Source organism: Acidobacteriota bacterium (assembly GCA_016703965.1).
Taxonomy (GTDB): domain Bacteria; phylum Acidobacteriota; class Blastocatellia; order Pyrinomonadales; family Pyrinomonadaceae; genus OLB17.
Genome location: JADJBB010000025.1, coordinates 297576 through 312201, shown reverse-complemented (window position 1 = coordinate 312201; position 14626 = coordinate 297576). Strand labels below are relative to the sequence as shown.

The window sequence follows — 14626 nt, the reverse complement described above, 5'->3', positions numbered from 1 at the left end:
GGAACGGATCGACACTATTGCGGATTCAGTTAATTTTGGGAAGAGGGATCACTCGACTGGCGGAAGGATCTGTCCGCCGTGATGGGCTACAACGAGCCATTTGCCGCCGCGTTTCATCCAGATATGGGTGCTGCGGAATTGCATATTTCTCACGCCTTCAACAGTTCCGCGGTGAGTCATTATCGCTGTGTTGCCGAAGATCCGCACCTTGTAATCATCAGAACGAACGAAATCGGCATTTGGAGCGATCTGGGCGAGGTATTGAGCCTTATTTTCGACTTCCCCACGCTGGGTTGTGCCTGAATAATCCTCCGCGACCATCGAGCCTGCCCCTTTTTTGTCTCCTTTTAACTCGGCAAACGTCCATGCTTTGTCCAGTTGGATCAACTTGTCCTCAACGCTTCCCTTTTTGTACTGAGCGGAAGCAAACGTGAATATTCCTAGGATCAAAATGACGGCACAGAAAATCGATTTCATCCCTTTTTGTCTCCGGTAAGCTCAGATCACTTCAGATTCTTCTTAAACAGATCCAGCGTTCTTTCCCATGAAAGCTTCGCGGATTCGGCGTCGTAGCGTGGCGTCGTGTCGTTGTGAAAACCGTGCTGTTTGCCGTCGTACATGAAAACCTCGTACTTCTTCTTGTTCTCTTTAAGAGCCGCTTCGTACGCCGCGATGCCTCCGTTTATTCCCGTATCGGCACCGGCGTAATGGAGCTGGAGTTGAGCGAAGATCTTAGGAACATCCGCAGCACCTGCCTGTCGACCGTAATATGCTGAACCGGCATTCAGGTCTTTCCCGAGACGGACGGCGAGTTGATTAACGATCCCGCCGCCGAAGCAGAAGCCGACGGCTCCGAGTTTGCCGTTGCTGTCCGGCCTTTTCGTTAGCCACAAAGCTGCCGCGACAAAATCCTCAGTCATCTTTTTACCGTCAACGGTACGAAAAGCCGCCGCGCCTTTTGTATCATCGCCCGGATAACCGCCGACCGACGTCAAACCATCCGGAGCGAAAGCCATGTAGCCAGCTTTTGCGAGACGGCGTGCGACGTCTTCAATATATGGATTCAAACCGCGATTTTCGTGAATGACGAGCACCGTGCCGAATTTCTTCCCTTTTGCGGGTTTTGCAAGATAGCCTTTGATGGTGCCGTTTCCAGCCGGCGACTGCACGACCTCGTAGCCGACTTTTATGTCCTTGTCATCGGGATTGATGGTCTGGGCCCATGCGTAGTTCGGCGTCAGGCTTTCGAAAATCGCCGCGACCGTCAGTCCGCCGACGGCGAACTTCCCGATGCTGCCGAGAAACGATCGCCGGTCCATATCGCCGTGCTGATATTCGTGAAAAAGATCCAATAACTCCTGCGGATATTCGTCTGCGGTTTTGCGTTCCATTTTGTTCTCCTTATTTTTAGGAAATTATACGCGAGGTCTGATAGGTCTTCAACCAAATGGCGGTCGGAATAAAAAAAGGCCTCGCCACTGGGGCGAGACCTTGCCATCCATAACTATCTTCAAAACTACCTCGTCAAACTCCGACCGTTCGCCAAACGAAAGATCGCGAGTACGACGATCGCTCCAATTATCGATGAAGCAAAGCTTGGAAGGTTATCTCCGATGTTATCAAACGAACTGATCATCGGATAACCAAGGAAATACCTGCCCATAAACCCGCCGACGACCGCTCCGAGAATTCCCAGGACCGTTGTCAAAATAAAACCGCCTCCATCACGGCCCGGCAAAATGAATTTAGCCAAATAACCCGCTAAAAAGCCTAAGATCAACCAAATAAGTAAAGAAATCATCGTATGCTCCTCCCTGAACCTTCGCCCAAGCCTCAGCAGATCCAAGCGTAGTCCGTAGGTTCAATTAATAGAAAATATGCATACGATGATCTAAGCAATAAAGAGCTTACCTGTCTGTGCGGTATCGCACGCACGCGTCAGTTGAAGTATTTTGACTTTCTCTCGGGACTTCACCTACACTGTTCGCGGTTAAAAGATCTACAATTCGGGTGACATAAAGATGAAAATACTGCTTCCATTTGCGTTTCTGGCAGCCGTTTCGGTTTGCGGGCTTGGGGAAAAGGAACAGAAAACGACCAGCGAACCGCCGCCGGCAAATGTCGTCGCAAAACCTGCTCAGGATCGCGACGCGGTCAAACGTCAACTCGTCAGCCTCGCAAATGAGATCACCACGGCTGCCAAAGACGGCGACGTGAACTTCCTGGCGAAAGCGACGACCGACGATTTTGTATTTACTGACGTTGATGGCTCCGTCAAGACGAAAAACAAGGCGCTCGCTGAGGTAAAGGAAGAAAGGGCTATCAAAACCTTTGAGATCTCGAACGAAAACCTCGTCAGCCTCGACGATTCGACCGGCGTTCTGGCATATACGCTCAAGGTAACCGCAAAGAACGGCCGTTCGGCACGAGCCGCGACGACCGACACCTATGTTAAACAAGATGGGAAATGGCTCCTCAAGAGCGAGCAGCAGACTTTGTTGAAATGATCACTGAGCTTTCCGAGTCTTGAGGGCATAATTCGCGATTGCCTGCTCGCGGGTTTCTCCGAAGGCGTAACAGTCGCTTTCTTCCATACTTACGAACTCAGGTCCGATCACGCAATACTGTCCGCCGTCGATAAAGATCAAAGTACCCCCGGGGCCTCGTTGCGATTCCAGATCAGGATCGTTCAAAAGCATTTCAAATTCTTCGGTCATCGGTAAATTGTAGCGCGGCTCCGAATTTCCTTGCAGGAGAACAACTATGCAGCTTTTTGTTTCAAAGTTTAAGTGGATAATGCTCGTTTGCGGGCTTTTAACGTGCACGATGTTTCTCGGGCTCTTTGCACCTCAGTCCTCACTGCAATCGAACTTCGGCGAGACAATGAGCGGCCCGGTGAGCGAGATAATCGTTCGCAATTGGAGTGCCCTCATCGGGCTGACGGGCGTGATGCTTATTTACGGAGCATTTGTAGAGTCGGTAAGGAAATTCGCTCTCGTTATCACCGGCTGCGGAAAGGCGGTGTTTATTACACTCGTTCTTACATCCGGAAAACACTATCTCAGCTTCGGCGCCGGAACGGCGGTTGTCGCAGACGCGATCATGATCATACTTTTTATCGCCTACATTGCTCTCTCGAAACCTACGAGATCGCAGTGATCAGGCGAGCAGATAAAATAGCATCCAACTAAGCAGAAGGGACAGCAAAATTAGCATCACATATTTGGTCACCCTCTTCTTAAACGCCGAGCTTCCGATCGTATTTACCAGAAAGAGTTTTGAAATATACGATGCTGCCACCGACGTCGCCAAAAGGCCACCCAGAAATTTATAATCGAACACGCCCGATTCCCGCAGCTGAAGATTCGCGATAACTGAACCGTGGATCTCAAATAGCGATACGAGAAACGTTAGTAACAACAACCCGCTTTGACCGAAGATACTTTGAAGAAATTTTGAGAACGCCAAGACCCCTATGATCAGCGCGGCTAGTCCAAGTATCGGTAAGAACTTGATCTCAGCGTCCTCGATCTTGATCGCTCGATGCGGTATCTTTTTAACCAGAAGTATGATGATCCCCGCTGTTGTCACAAGCGGCCCGATGAAGATAAAGAGGAGCCAGTAATGGTTCCCATCCGAACTGAGCAGGACAAATGCGATGCCTTCGACGAGCATGCCTGCCGTTGCCGAAAGAAACATCAGCAGCTCTTTTCCGACGAATTCATCGCCATCCTCGCTGCTTTCGCGGGCAACCGAGACCGTGGTTGCCGTGCTGGAGACCAACCCGCCAAAGAATCCTGTCAGGATAGATCCCTTCCGCCCGCCGATCAGCCGGATCATCGCCGACCCGAATACCTGAATAAAGCACAGAGCAAAAACCATGTACGCCGCTTTTCTCAGACTAACAATGCCCCAAGGATCGATCGGCCCTTCCGGCAAAAGCCAGGCGATCAAAAATGTAGCCGAGATGATGACAAGCGGTTTTACCCACTCCTTTAGGAAATCCATTGCTCTCTTGACCTAGTATCTATTATCCGAGCCAACAAAGAGAAACCGGGCGGCCTCACTGGCAAATATGGAGCCAGCCGGTTGCATTCGGCTTTACAATCGCCTCTATATGAGATTAAAATTCCGCGGGTCGTTTTTGTAGTCCAGACTCAAACCTCAAATACTTAGGAGCGAAAAATTATGAAGCGAGCAGTATTGATGGCATTCGCCATTTTCTTATTTGCAGCAGGTGCGACGGCGGTTTCAGCACAGAATTGGGAGAATCTTGGTTCAAAAGAGGTCAAGGATCGAAGCGAACAAGATACCTGGCACATCACGGCCGCCAAGGGACAGTTCAAGAAGATCAAGTTCGCGGTCTCACGCAGACAGGTCAGATTTTACCGTTGTGAAGTGACTTACACTAACGGTGAAAAGGACAATATCGAGATCAGAAACCTCATCCGGGCTGGCGGCGAAACTCGTGCGATCGACCTCAAGGGTAACGACAGGTACATCAGCAAGGTCGATATTTGGTACGAGGCCGCTACACCGGGCCGCGGAGCACGCTCGACAGTAACACTGTATGGGCTGAAATAGGACGATCGAATTTCATCGTAGTGCATCGAACTAAAAACCGGAAAAGACTCGATCTTTTCCGGTTTTTTGTATTCGTTTAAGCCCTTTGGATGACGAGGGACCGATGGCGTTAAACGTTTTTTGCTTTTGTTATTTTTTTTGGAACGATACACCGATTGATTGTATATTGCGATCTCGAGGAAGATCGACTGCTTCTCGGCCGTCGAACATCACAAAATAATGCTTCTCCTGGACGATGAACAACGAAAAAATAGGCGGCGTGCAGCCAAAATGACCGCACTGGTCGAAGGCCGCATCGACCGCATGATGACCTGGACCGAGCCGACGACGTTATCCGACTATTCGGCTTTGGGGGCAGCCTTCACGCTTGAACGTGCGGTTAAACCGGGCCATTTGGTAGCTTTAAGAATGCCGATGCCTCGCGAGTTGCGCAGTTTTGACTTTGGCAAAAATGATTACAAGGTCTGGGGACTCGTACGAAGATGCGTCCCGGTCGCCGGGTCAAATGGCGAAACCCGATATGCTATCGGCGTTGCATTTGTCGGGAAGGAAGCTCCATCTGAACACTTCGAGGATCCTGAAAGGCTCTATGAGCTAAAGCCCGGCGAACCCCGCAACGGTTTCTGGCGACTTTCCGAAGTTCCCTGTCCGAACAGAAAATCGGTTAACTACTCAAAGAAGAGGCAGCATACTCGCTATGAGATCCCTGAAGAAGTAACGCTCGAACTTATGGACACGAATGGCTGGGCGCTAGCTTCGGAAACTACGGTAACGGTAAATATTAGCCGCAGCGGTGCGGCGGTCTATAGTGAATTGCCGGCCGTAATGGGCTCAACGATCCGGGTCTCCAGCCAGAACACCAACATCCGGCTGATCTCGATCGTTCGCGGTATACATACAAGCCAAACTGGTCTCTCACGCATCAACCTCGAATTTATCGACCAGCCGTTTCCGATCAACGTCGCCTGAAATATTCAAGCGTCGTCCTTGCCGACGCCTAACGCGGCTTTTATCGCCTTGATATCGTTTTTCATCGCCTCTTGCTCGTCGTGACTGAATTGGTTCGCGTCCTCGATAACGTTGCTCAGCAAGCGGGCCACGATCAGAGGGATGATGACTAGCGGCACGATGTGCATCAAAACGATCGCTACGATCTTGCCGCCCACCGTCAGCGGATAGAGATCGCCGTATCCGATCGTCAGACCCGTTACGCATGCCCACCAAAACGAATCGAACAACGGTTTCTCTTCAAAATATGAAAATAGAACGGCCGAAACCGCAATGATCCCGATATAGTATGCGAAGATCTCCGCAAACGTGTCCGTAGCCCGTGAAATTGCCTTCCTGATATTGTCCATAATAAAACCTGACCCGTTAGATCGTCGGTCAGTACCTCCGTTCGAATTTCTGATTTCTACCGATAATAGGTGAACTGCATGAGATCTTTCAACTTCCGCTATTTTCCGGGCATTTCCTTTTAGAGCTAAACGGATCGATCTTAGGTAGTTTTTCGAGGCTTAATTGGCGGTAATCCAGACAGTGGGATTTGCTCAGAGGTCTGTCTGGTGCTATATCTTCTTTCAGGGTTATGAAGTTCCAAAAAGGTCTATTGAGTGACAATGAAAACGGGTCGAAGTCGGAAATCTCGAGGCCGGTCGTTCCATCAGAACCAGCGGCTCCGCAAAATACAATCGGCAAGCCGCCCGCAGACCAGTCCATAGTGGTGGAAAAGGACCGCTTGTTCGAGACGGTAAAGGAAACAAGCAATAGCGGCCGCAGATATGTTATCGCGATCGGGATCTTTTCGATCCTGGTAACAATTGCAGCGATCGGGGGTGGATACTTGATGCGGCCTGGCGTAGGCGATCGGATCACGTCCCCGCGGGGCCTGGAAGCCGCTCTCAGAGAACATTTCCTCACCAAAGAGAAACGCGACTCGACCGATATTGCATTTTACCAATGCGAAAGCTTCTACTGGGCTCGCGTAGGTGTCGAGACTCGCAACGATCTCCCGAATCCGGTTTTTAGAATTGGAACGTATGCGGCCCGGGCAACCCCGAATGGAGAATCTTGGGATATTACAGCTGTACCTATAACCGGACCTGAAATGGACGTTCCGTGTAAGTAAGCTTTATTCGCACCGCATAAAAGTTCCGCTGCCGCCTATTCCAGCGTCGACCATTCCTTTGCCGCTTTGGCCGACGACGAATTCCTGCATTTGGCAAAACGGACGCCCAGGGATCTTGATCAGGACGCTGCCGCGTTTGTATGAGTTGTAACTGACCTTGTAATAGTTGAAATAGTCGTCGCTCGCCACCAGAGATTCGCTCGCTCGTTTTACCCAGGTCTTGTAATCTAGTCCGATCTTTATAACCTGTACTCCCGGGATCTTTGCAGCAAGTTTGGATCTGACAAATGATTCAACCGAGGCATCGCGCCACGGCGGCTGTTTGAAGGATCGATTTGGAGCACCTTTTTCAGCGAGCTTCCAGAGTTCGTCGGCGCGTTTTTCGACCTCTGCGGTCGCGTTTGCAGGAACCTGCGTGATTCCGTAGGCCGCGTATTTCGGCTTTAGCCAAGCATACTTCGCGGCCCGCCATTTTTCCCGGTTCCAGATCATATCCTGCACTTCCATCCGCAGCGGATTGTCAGGCTCGTTAAAGCCAAAATTGAGATTCTCTGTGGTGTAGCCCATGCCGACGACCGAATTTGCGGCTCCTATACGTGCTTTTTGCTCGATAGCGACGCGGTTTGCTGCGATCTCGCACCACACGCCAAACCGATAATCGACATATCCTTCGCGGGTGTAACCGGGAGATCGCCAATCGGTGATCCCTCGATATCGCGTACGACAGAGAGCATCAAGCTCAGCGAGCTCGGCCATGTTCGTTTTCCATCTCTCCGATCCAGGCAGGCTTCCGCCGCCCTCGATAAATTGCGGATCGTAATAATGAGCAAATACCTGAACAGCATTTTGGTACTTTCCGTTTTCGTTACTAAATGCCTTTTGCATCGGATTCATCGGTACCGTTTCGAGCGGGTTGCGGGCTGCATTACCGATCTTCAGCTTTGGCGAATTTAGCGGCAGCGTGACCACCTGATTGTCCATGTTGCCAAATCGCACACGCACATTTCCGCCGTCAACGCGCTCAACCTTGGCTCTAACCCATTCGGCACCGAGGCAAAAGCACTGGTAACGGACCTCGTCACCAACACTTACATTGCCCTGAGCAAAGGCGGTAGAAAAAACAATGCCTAAAACGAATACCGTTACGATTATTTTCACTTGAGAATTGGCTCCAAATAAGATTTTTGCGAATGATAACACATAAAGTGATGCCAAATCACAAAGAAATTACTGTGGAGATCAAACAGTGTTCACAATCCAAGTAGGTACAAAGCTAAAACGTTTAGATCGCCAGGACCGGATGATCCGACGGATCCTGATCGTCTAGTTTACAGCTTTCGAACTAAGCGAGGATTCTTTAAGCTTGACCTGTGCGTAAACCTCTGAGAGCGAGAGTTTGCAGTTAAGGGATTCGAGGGTGATGACATCTTCGCGTTCGTTATAGATACGATAGATCCATTGTTTCGCATTTTGGCGAGCGTAATGCTCGACACGCATTTCTGTCTCATTTACGAGAAGACACTCTTTTATCTTCGGGATCGCGAGAAATCCTTCGAGCTTCTCGGTGCGGTCGATGTTTTTCGAAACACTAGAAAAGATCTCGATCACAACCGTCGGGTTCAGCAAAACCTCAGCGCGAGCATCGGCAAATTCCGGTTCACCGGCTACAATCACAACATCGGGAAAACAGATCGAGTTCTTTCCGATCCGTACCTGCATATCGTTCGAATAGATCTCGCAGTTGCCTCGTTGAACGCGTCCGCCGAGGGCAATGGTAAAATTCGTCGCGATCAGATTGTGCCAGCGGTTCGCGGGCTGACGCGAGACGATCTTGCCGTCGATAAACTCGCTTTTCAGAGCTTCGCGATTTGCAGTTTGATAGTTTTTAGGCGCGGTTGCGGTGGCTAGGTCAATTGCCGTCTGGTTCATATTGCGTTGGTACTCCTTGTTAAAAAAATGCAAAACGAACAGAAAAAGGGGGCTCAAAATACTGAGGGCTTTGCGTAGGTAAATTTGTCTGCAAAAATAGTGTGACACATAGCTCAACGAACTATCAAGGCATTTTTTATGAAACTAGGAACACTAGCCGAACTGACCAACGCTACCATCGAACGCGGTTCTGCCGACATGGAGATCACCTCGACCGCCGGCCTCGACCTCGCCGGCGAAGGAGATATTACATTCCTGGCGAACCCAAAATATACACCGCAGATCGCCGGAACGAAGGCCTCGGCCACCTATCTAAACGAAGGAATAGCGATAGATAGAGAGGATATCGCGGTGCTGCGGGCAAAGGATTCGTACGTGGCGTACACACGGGCGATGCGGCTGTTTTTTCCCGAGCCGGAACTGCGTAAATTCGTTCATGCATCCGCTGTTATCGATCCATCCGCAGATGTCTCGGACAATGTCGAGATCCACGCAAATGCGGTGATCGGAGCAAATTGCAGGATCGCGAGCGGCGTTAGAATAATGCCGAATGCGACGATCTATGATGGAGTTTCGATTGGCGAAAATACGACGATCCATTCCGGAGTTTCGATCCGCGAGAACTGCAAGATCGGTCGCAACTGCATCATTCACAACAATACGACGATCGGCTCAGACGGTTTTGGCTACGCAAAAGATGAGAACAAACACTGGCTAAAGATCCCGCAAACCGGCCGCGTTGTCCTCGAAGCCGATGTCGAGATCGGTGCGAACACGGCCATCGATTGTGCGTCGGTCGGCGAAACGCGGCTAAAACGAGGTGCAAAAATCGACAACCTCGTCCAGATCGGCCATTCCTGTACGATCGACGAAGACGCTCTTATCTGCGCTCAAACCGGACTAGCGGGAAGCTCTTTTATCGGCAAACGCGTGATCCTTACGGGGCAAGTGGGCATCGCCGGACATTTGAAGATCGGCGACGACGCGGTTCTAACCGCCAAATCCGCCACTTCGCACGACGTTGAGCCTGGCAAGATCATGTCTGGAATACCTGCCTTTGAAAACCGTGACTGGCTGCGATCGACCGCTGCCTTCCGCAAACTCGGCGAGTTTGCCGGACGGCTAAGGAAACTAGAAAAACAGGTCTTTGGCGATAAATAGATGCAAAAGAAGGAAAAAATAATCATTGGCTTATGCTTGATCACGACCATCGCGGCCGGGACCCTGCATTACGCACATGCGAACGCTGTTCTTGCATTCGGCGTGACTGCCGTGGCACTCGCATTGCTTGCGATGATAGTCGGCGATGCCACCGAACAGCTTGGCTCCCGCCTCGGACCAGGCGCGACCGGCGTACTGCAATCGGGCCTTGGCAATCTACCTGAGCTTTTCGTGTGTATTTTTGCTCTGCGTGCGGGTCTGGATCATGTCGTTCAAGCGGCACTAATTGGTTCGATACTTGGCAATTCCGTGCTCGTGCTTGGCCTCGCACTGTTTTTCGGCGGGTTGAAGAACGGAACTCAGCGTTTTAATTCTGAGCCGCCCAAGATGATCGTTGCTCTAATGCTCCTTGCATCAGCTGCCCTCGTTATTCCGACTCTTGCAAAGGAATTGCACACTCCTGCTGAAGGCCACATTCTGAGTCTCGACATTTTTCTCGCGGTCATTTTGCTAGTTTTGCTCGGAGCGAACATCTATTTTTCGGTCAAGGGCGACCCAGCGATGGCGATCCAATCGACCGAACCCGAGCACGAAAAATGGTCGATGAAGCTGACGATCGTTGTTCTCGCCCTTGCCGGCGTTGGCGCGGCGCTTGTCTCCGATTGGTTTGTGGAAGCACTGCAGCCAGCGATGGCGTCGCTGGGGATATCCGAGGCTTTTGCGGGGCTCGTCGTCGTTGCTGTCGCCGGAAACGCGATCGAAAACCTCATCGGCATCCAGCTCGCATGGCGGAATCAGGCCGATTACGCGATCAGCGTAATTCAGAACAGCTCGCTCCAGATCGCGCTCGGCCTGTTTCCGGTTCTTGTTTTGCTCTCTTATGTCTTAGGCGGTGCGATACTGACGTTCGTTCTCTCACCGATGCTCGTCGCGGTATTGCTGCTCGCCGTCATCGTTAGTGCGTTTATCATTTACGACGGCGAATCGATCTGGCTCGAAGGCCTTGCTCTGATCGGACTTTATGCAATTATCGCGTCAGCTTTCTGGTGGGGATAAGGCGATTTACTGGAATATGTATTGCATAATTCGGAATGTATAATTAAATTATGAGTGAATTATCCGATTCCGGCTACGACATTACACCGCTAACCCCTGAAGCGATCGACCGCCTGGCAACTGACCTGAACGAAGAAGAATACCGAATTCTACTCGATCACGGGACAGAACCCGCTTTTTGCGGAACACTTCTCGATAACAAAATGGAGGGCACGTACGCCTGCAGATTGTGCGGTCTGCCGCTGTTCAGTTCGAGCCATAAGTTCAATTCGGGAACCGGCTGGCCATCGTTCTATCGTCCGTTCGACAAAGATCACCTGACCAATATCGAAGATAACAGTTATGGCATGCGCCGGATCGAGATCCGCTGTGCCAGATGTGGGGGCCACCAAGGCCACGTCTTCCCCGACGGCCCGCCGCCGACGGGACAACGCTATTGCCTGAATTCCGCTTCACTCGCGTTCTTCGAGGAAGGCGAAGAGATACCTCAGAAAAGCTGATCTTTTATGCCAGTTGAAAAGGTCTGTCCTATCATTATCCGCGAGGCCGACGGCGTCAGACAGATTTTGGTTTTCCGTCATGCGTCGGCGGGCGTTCAGATCGTCAAGGGCACCCTTGAGCCCGGTGAGCTGCCTGCTGATGCCGGGCTTCGTGAATTGGCCGAAGAATCCGGTATTTCGTCAATTACCAAGATGGAGGCCAAAGGAACCTGGCTAGTTGAAGAATCTCAACAACTGTGGCATTTCTTTCTTTGCACGACCGAAGAAGAATTGAAGGACGAATGGGATTTTTTCACGCTGGATGACGGGGGCGTCGTCTATCGTTTTTTTTGGTTCGATCTCGATAGACAACCAGGGTCGGACTGGCATCCTGTTTTCCAACGAGCACTCGTTCAGATCAGGAGCTTCGCATAAACAAAAAAGGCATCACGGTTCGCCGCGATGCCTTTTTCCTTTAGTTCTAGGACGGTCTACTTTCGATCTTTGAAGCTATCAAACAGCTCCGTGTGCCGACTGGTTAGCGGGATCAGGCGGCCGCCGATGAACATGTACTTGATGTTCGTTCGAGGATCCAGAATGTCGCCGTCAGCAACCACTACGTTTGCCATTTTACCGACCTCCAACGAGCCCATCCTGTCGGCTACACCCAGGACTTCCGCCGCATAAAGAGTAACGGATTTCAGAGCATCTTCCTTCGAAAGCCCGAACGAAGCCGCTAGTCCTGCGTGATAGGGCAGATCGCGAACCTCAGCCCCGGGATCGCCCGTCGAGATGCAAAATTTTATCCCAGCGGCCTGCATTCTTGAAGGGGCCTCGAACAAGTAATCGTAAGGATCATCGTCACGGACGGGGAGACCGTAAATGTTCGTATATACGATGCCTATGTTGTTCTTTTTCAGATCGTCTGCCGCCTTCCATGCTTCCTGTCCGCCGACGATGATACCTTTTACTTTCATATCGGCGACGAATTTGGCTACGCCGCGAATGTCACGCTCACGCTCGGCGGTGAAAATGATAGGCTTCTGGCCGCGAATATACGGGGCCATTCCTTCGTATTTAAGATCCATTTCGACGTACGGAAGCGTTTTGTCCTTGGAATATGCCTCCTTAGCTTTTAAGTAGCTTTCGGCACTCTTAAACAGCTTTTTCAGCTCTTCGACCTGCGTGTCTCGGCGTCGAACAAGTTCGTTGAAATCAGCCTGCTGTCCGCCGCCGAAACCACCAAATCCACCGCCACCGCCGCCGAACCCACCGCCACCGGCGATCCTCGGGAAGTTAATGACCAAGCCAAACTCACCGACGACAGCCATTTCGTCCTGCGTCGAACCGTTCAGGTTTATTACTGCTGCCTGACCTGAGATCAAGCCGCCCGTCGGATACGAGAGAACGCTGGTGATACCGTTTACGCGCGTGACGTTTACGTGAGCCGAATAAGGATGAAGGCCGCGAATAGCTTTTGCATTCGCATTGTTATTTCCGAGTTCGGCTACGTCAACTGATGCATTAAGGCCCTGCGGGATCTCGACGAGACCGAGATTCGTTCCGGCGTCAATCATGCCGGGAAAGACGGTAAGCCCTTTACCGTCAATGCGTTCCGCTCCCGACGGAACCGCTGCTCCGGCTCCAACCGCGGCGATCTTGCCGTTTTGGATAACGACGGTACCGCTCTCGATCGTTGGCCCCGAAACCGGGACGATCCTGGCACCGACGATCGCGAACGTTCCCGCTTTGCCGGTCTTATTCTGCTGCGAACCATCACTCTGCGCCATCGAGGCCGATGCTGCGAAAGCCAATCCCGCACACATCGCGAATCCGCGTCTTATCAACCTGGAAACTGTAACTTTTAACATTGAACTCATTATTGATTACCTCCGTCCCAAGTCTCTGCCTCGTCACGGTCGCCGCGTCGGCGATCGGCTGGAACTCTTGGCGGTGCACCACCGGTGGCCGGAGCCTTGTTAACATCAAGCTTTTCGAGAGTTTCACGCTCTTTTGCGACATCGACACGCATCTTCGCGTCAGCCGTACGGTCAAAATAGGTCTCGCCTTCGATCATCGTTGTTTCGACCCGCGAATACGGGCTGAACGGATGTCCGGTCCAGATGACCAGATCCCCGTCTTTCCCCACTTCGATCGAACCGGTACGCTTGTCGATCCCGAGCTGTTTGGCGGGGTTGATAGTGATCATCTTCAGAGCGTCTTCCTCGGGAACGCCGCCGTATTTCATCACTTTTGCGGCATCGAGGTTAAGCCTGCGCATGCGTTCATCTGAATCTGAGTTGATCGAAACGTTCACACCATTCTTCCAGAGAATGTAAGCGTTGTATGGGATCGCATCGTACGCTTCGAGCTTGTAACCCCAACTATCTGTGAAGATCGAGACGCCTGTTCCGCGTTTCGCGATCTCCGGAGCTATCTTGTAAGCTTCGAGACCGTGCTGGAGCGTTGCGACCTTAAAACCCATTTCGTCAGCCAAGAGCAGCAGGTTCAAGTGCTCGTCGGAGCGATAACCGTGAGCGTGAACGAGGCGTTTGCCTTCAAGGATCTCGACCAGCGGTTCGAGTTCGAGATCGCGGCGTGGTTGCACCTTCGTCTTTTTCGCACGAAAATCAACCCATTCCTGTCGATAATCTTTCGCACGCATGAATGCATCACGCATCGTTTCGACGACGCCCATACGAGTTCGCGGGTAACGCGGTGCCCGGCCGCCGGGGACCTGGACGAAGCTCGATTGCTTAACATTCTCACCCATCGCGAATTTGATCCCTGGTGGAGCATCAGCTATCGGGTAATCTTCGACGTCGTGGCCCCATTTGAATTTTACCGTCGTGTTCTGCCCGCCGATCGGATTTGCCGATCCATGCAGCAGATTTGCCGCGGTCACGCCGCCGGCGAGTGCACGATAGATCGAGATATCGCCCGGGTTTAGCAGATCGCGGGTGCGAGTCATCGAGGTCACCGCGAGCGAGCCCTCGTTGATCGCATCAAGCATCGAATGCGAGTGGCAGTCGATAATTCCAGGCGTCACGTACTTACCCGTCGCGTCGATCGTTCGAACACCTGCCGGAGCCGCCAGAGCCTTGCCGATCTTGGTGATCTTTCCGTTCTGGACCAGGATGTCGGTGCCCTGCAGCGTTCCTTTTCCCGCCGTCATAACGGTCGCATTCTTGATCAGCACATCGCTTTTTGACTGGCCAAAGACTGCCATCGGCACGCTGCTGAACAGAAGCAGAAAGAGTGTAAAAATAGCCGTAAACTTTTTCATAGC

Annotated in this window: 19 protein-coding genes; 9 read left to right on the top strand and 10 right to left on the bottom strand. The window is 51.6% G+C overall.

What is annotated here, in order from left to right; all coding sequences use genetic code 11:
- Positions 1 to 48 precede the first annotated feature (48 nt).
- The 3 genes from IPG22_18890 to IPG22_18880 form a co-directional block, all read right to left on the bottom strand.
- Complete coding sequence (locus IPG22_18890) at positions 49 to 477, bottom strand: nuclear transport factor 2 family protein (GenBank protein ID MBK6590352.1); 429 nt, start codon at positions 475 to 477, stop codon at positions 49 to 51.
- A gap of 26 nt (positions 478 to 503) precedes the next feature.
- Entirely contained in the window at positions 504 to 1391 is an 888-nt protein-coding gene (locus IPG22_18885) for a dienelactone hydrolase family protein (protein ID MBK6590351.1), read from the bottom strand.
- Positions 1392 to 1516: 125 nt separating this feature from the next.
- Positions 1517 to 1798, bottom strand: a complete 282-nt coding sequence (locus tag IPG22_18880) for a GlsB/YeaQ/YmgE family stress response membrane protein (GenBank protein ID MBK6590350.1) — start codon at positions 1796 to 1798, stop codon at positions 1517 to 1519.
- 223 nt (positions 1799 to 2021) lie between these two features.
- On the opposite strand from IPG22_18880, the gene IPG22_18875 reads away from it, so the two are divergent.
- Positions 2022 to 2507 carry a nuclear transport factor 2 family protein gene (locus tag IPG22_18875; protein MBK6590349.1) on the top strand — a complete coding sequence of 162 codons (486 nt, stop codon included), beginning with the start codon at positions 2022 to 2024 and terminating at the stop codon, positions 2505 to 2507.
- On the opposite strand, the gene IPG22_18870 is transcribed toward IPG22_18875, so the two are convergent.
- Positions 2508 to 2717, bottom strand: a complete 210-nt coding sequence (locus IPG22_18870; protein MBK6590348.1) for a hypothetical protein — start codon at positions 2715 to 2717, stop codon at positions 2508 to 2510. It lies immediately after the preceding gene.
- 46 nt (positions 2718 to 2763) lie between these two features.
- Between IPG22_18870 and IPG22_18865 the strand changes: the two genes are divergently transcribed.
- Positions 2764 to 3159, top strand: coding sequence for a hypothetical protein (locus IPG22_18865; GenBank protein ID MBK6590347.1), 396 nt, complete (start codon positions 2764 to 2766; stop codon positions 3157 to 3159).
- On the opposite strand, the gene IPG22_18860 is transcribed toward IPG22_18865, so the two are convergent.
- Positions 3160 to 4008, bottom strand: a complete 849-nt coding sequence (locus IPG22_18860; GenBank protein MBK6590346.1) for a DUF4010 domain-containing protein — start codon at positions 4006 to 4008, stop codon at positions 3160 to 3162.
- 180 nt (positions 4009 to 4188) lie between these two features.
- On the opposite strand from IPG22_18860, the gene IPG22_18855 reads away from it, so the two are divergent.
- Both IPG22_18855 and IPG22_18850 read left to right on the top strand, forming a co-directional pair.
- Positions 4189 to 4584: a DUF2541 family protein gene (locus tag IPG22_18855; GenBank protein ID MBK6590345.1), complete on the top strand. Its 396-nt coding sequence runs from the start codon at positions 4189 to 4191 to the stop codon at positions 4582 to 4584.
- 270 nt (positions 4585 to 4854) lie between these two features.
- Positions 4855 to 5553 (top strand): PilZ domain-containing protein, encoded by a 699-nt coding sequence (locus IPG22_18850; protein MBK6590344.1) that lies wholly within the window; start codon positions 4855 to 4857, stop codon positions 5551 to 5553.
- 5 nt (positions 5554 to 5558) lie between these two features.
- Here IPG22_18850 and IPG22_18845 read toward each other — a convergent pair whose 3' ends face one another.
- On the bottom strand, positions 5559 to 5942 hold the full coding sequence (locus IPG22_18845) for a two pore domain potassium channel family protein (protein ID MBK6590343.1): 384 nt from the start codon (positions 5940 to 5942) through the stop codon (positions 5559 to 5561).
- A gap of 230 nt (positions 5943 to 6172) precedes the next feature.
- On the opposite strand from IPG22_18845, the gene IPG22_18840 reads away from it, so the two are divergent.
- Complete coding sequence (locus IPG22_18840; GenBank protein MBK6590342.1) at positions 6173 to 6712, top strand: hypothetical protein; 540 nt, start codon at positions 6173 to 6175, stop codon at positions 6710 to 6712.
- 3 nt (positions 6713 to 6715) lie between these two features.
- Here IPG22_18840 and IPG22_18835 read toward each other — a convergent pair whose 3' ends face one another.
- Both IPG22_18835 and IPG22_18830 read right to left on the bottom strand, forming a co-directional pair.
- Positions 6716 to 7870, bottom strand: a complete 1155-nt coding sequence (locus IPG22_18835) for a hypothetical protein (GenBank protein ID MBK6590341.1) — start codon at positions 7868 to 7870, stop codon at positions 6716 to 6718.
- A gap of 165 nt (positions 7871 to 8035) precedes the next feature.
- Entirely contained in the window at positions 8036 to 8641 is a 606-nt protein-coding gene (locus tag IPG22_18830; GenBank protein ID MBK6590340.1) for a Uma2 family endonuclease, read from the bottom strand.
- 138 nt (positions 8642 to 8779) lie between these two features.
- On the opposite strand from IPG22_18830, the gene lpxD reads away from it, so the two are divergent.
- Genes lpxD through IPG22_18810 form a run of 4 tightly spaced genes read left to right on the top strand, consistent with a single transcriptional unit; the run spans position 8780 to position 11772 of the window.
- Positions 8780 to 9802, top strand: a complete 1023-nt coding sequence (gene lpxD / locus IPG22_18825; protein MBK6590339.1) for a UDP-3-O-(3-hydroxymyristoyl)glucosamine N-acyltransferase — start codon at positions 8780 to 8782, stop codon at positions 9800 to 9802.
- Positions 9803 to 10858 carry a calcium/proton exchanger gene (cax, locus tag IPG22_18820; GenBank protein ID MBK6590338.1) on the top strand — a complete coding sequence of 352 codons (1056 nt, stop codon included), beginning with the start codon at positions 9803 to 9805 and terminating at the stop codon, positions 10856 to 10858.
- 50 nt (positions 10859 to 10908) lie between these two features.
- The gene (gene msrB, locus IPG22_18815) at positions 10909 to 11358 is read left to right on the top strand and encodes a peptide-methionine (R)-S-oxide reductase MsrB (protein MBK6590337.1); all 450 of its coding nucleotides are present in this window, start codon (positions 10909 to 10911) and stop codon (positions 11356 to 11358) included.
- A gap of 6 nt (positions 11359 to 11364) precedes the next feature.
- Complete coding sequence (locus IPG22_18810) at positions 11365 to 11772, top strand: NUDIX domain-containing protein (GenBank protein MBK6590336.1); 408 nt, start codon at positions 11365 to 11367, stop codon at positions 11770 to 11772.
- 56 nt (positions 11773 to 11828) lie between these two features.
- Here IPG22_18810 and IPG22_18805 read toward each other — a convergent pair whose 3' ends face one another.
- Both IPG22_18805 and IPG22_18800 read right to left on the bottom strand, forming a co-directional pair.
- Entirely contained in the window at positions 11829 to 13217 is a 1389-nt protein-coding gene (locus IPG22_18805) for an amidohydrolase family protein (protein MBK6590335.1), read from the bottom strand.
- The gene (locus tag IPG22_18800) at positions 13217 to 14623 is read right to left on the bottom strand and encodes an amidohydrolase (GenBank protein ID MBK6590334.1); all 1407 of its coding nucleotides are present in this window, start codon (positions 14621 to 14623) and stop codon (positions 13217 to 13219) included. Before IPG22_18800 ends, IPG22_18805 begins: the two co-directional genes overlap by 1 nt.
- Positions 14624 to 14626: the final 3 nt, after the last annotated feature.

Coding starts and splice junctions, on each gene's coding strand:
- IPG22_18890 (MBK6590352.1), bottom strand. CDS start 477: ATGAAATCGATTTTCTGTGCCGTCATTTTGATCCTAGGAATATTCACG.
- IPG22_18885 (MBK6590351.1), bottom strand. CDS start 1,391: ATGGAACGCAAAACCGCAGACGAATATCCGCAGGAGTTATTGGATCTT.
- IPG22_18875 (MBK6590349.1), top strand. CDS start 2,022: ATGAAAATACTGCTTCCATTTGCGTTTCTGGCAGCCGTTTCGGTTTGC.
- IPG22_18870 (MBK6590348.1), bottom strand. CDS start 2,717: ATGACCGAAGAATTTGAAATGCTTTTGAACGATCCTGATCTGGAATCG.
- IPG22_18865 (MBK6590347.1), top strand. CDS start 2,764: ATGCAGCTTTTTGTTTCAAAGTTTAAGTGGATAATGCTCGTTTGCGGG.
- IPG22_18860 (MBK6590346.1), bottom strand. CDS start 4,008: ATGGATTTCCTAAAGGAGTGGGTAAAACCGCTTGTCATCATCTCGGCT.
- IPG22_18855 (MBK6590345.1), top strand. CDS start 4,189: ATGAAGCGAGCAGTATTGATGGCATTCGCCATTTTCTTATTTGCAGCA.
- IPG22_18850 (MBK6590344.1), top strand. CDS start 4,855: ATGACCGCACTGGTCGAAGGCCGCATCGACCGCATGATGACCTGGACC.
- IPG22_18845 (MBK6590343.1), bottom strand. CDS start 5,942: ATGGACAATATCAGGAAGGCAATTTCACGGGCTACGGACACGTTTGCG.
- IPG22_18840 (MBK6590342.1), top strand. CDS start 6,173: ATGAAGTTCCAAAAAGGTCTATTGAGTGACAATGAAAACGGGTCGAAG.
- IPG22_18830 (MBK6590340.1), bottom strand. CDS start 8,641: ATGAACCAGACGGCAATTGACCTAGCCACCGCAACCGCGCCTAAAAAC.
- lpxD (MBK6590339.1), top strand. CDS start 8,780: ATGAAACTAGGAACACTAGCCGAACTGACCAACGCTACCATCGAACGC.
- cax (MBK6590338.1), top strand. CDS start 9,803: ATGCAAAAGAAGGAAAAAATAATCATTGGCTTATGCTTGATCACGACC.
- msrB (MBK6590337.1), top strand. CDS start 10,909: ATGAGTGAATTATCCGATTCCGGCTACGACATTACACCGCTAACCCCT.
- IPG22_18810 (MBK6590336.1), top strand. CDS start 11,365: ATGCCAGTTGAAAAGGTCTGTCCTATCATTATCCGCGAGGCCGACGGC.
- IPG22_18805 (MBK6590335.1), bottom strand. CDS start 13,217: ATGAGTTCAATGTTAAAAGTTACAGTTTCCAGGTTGATAAGACGCGGA.
- IPG22_18800 (MBK6590334.1), bottom strand. CDS start 14,623: ATGAAAAAGTTTACGGCTATTTTTACACTCTTTCTGCTTCTGTTCAGC.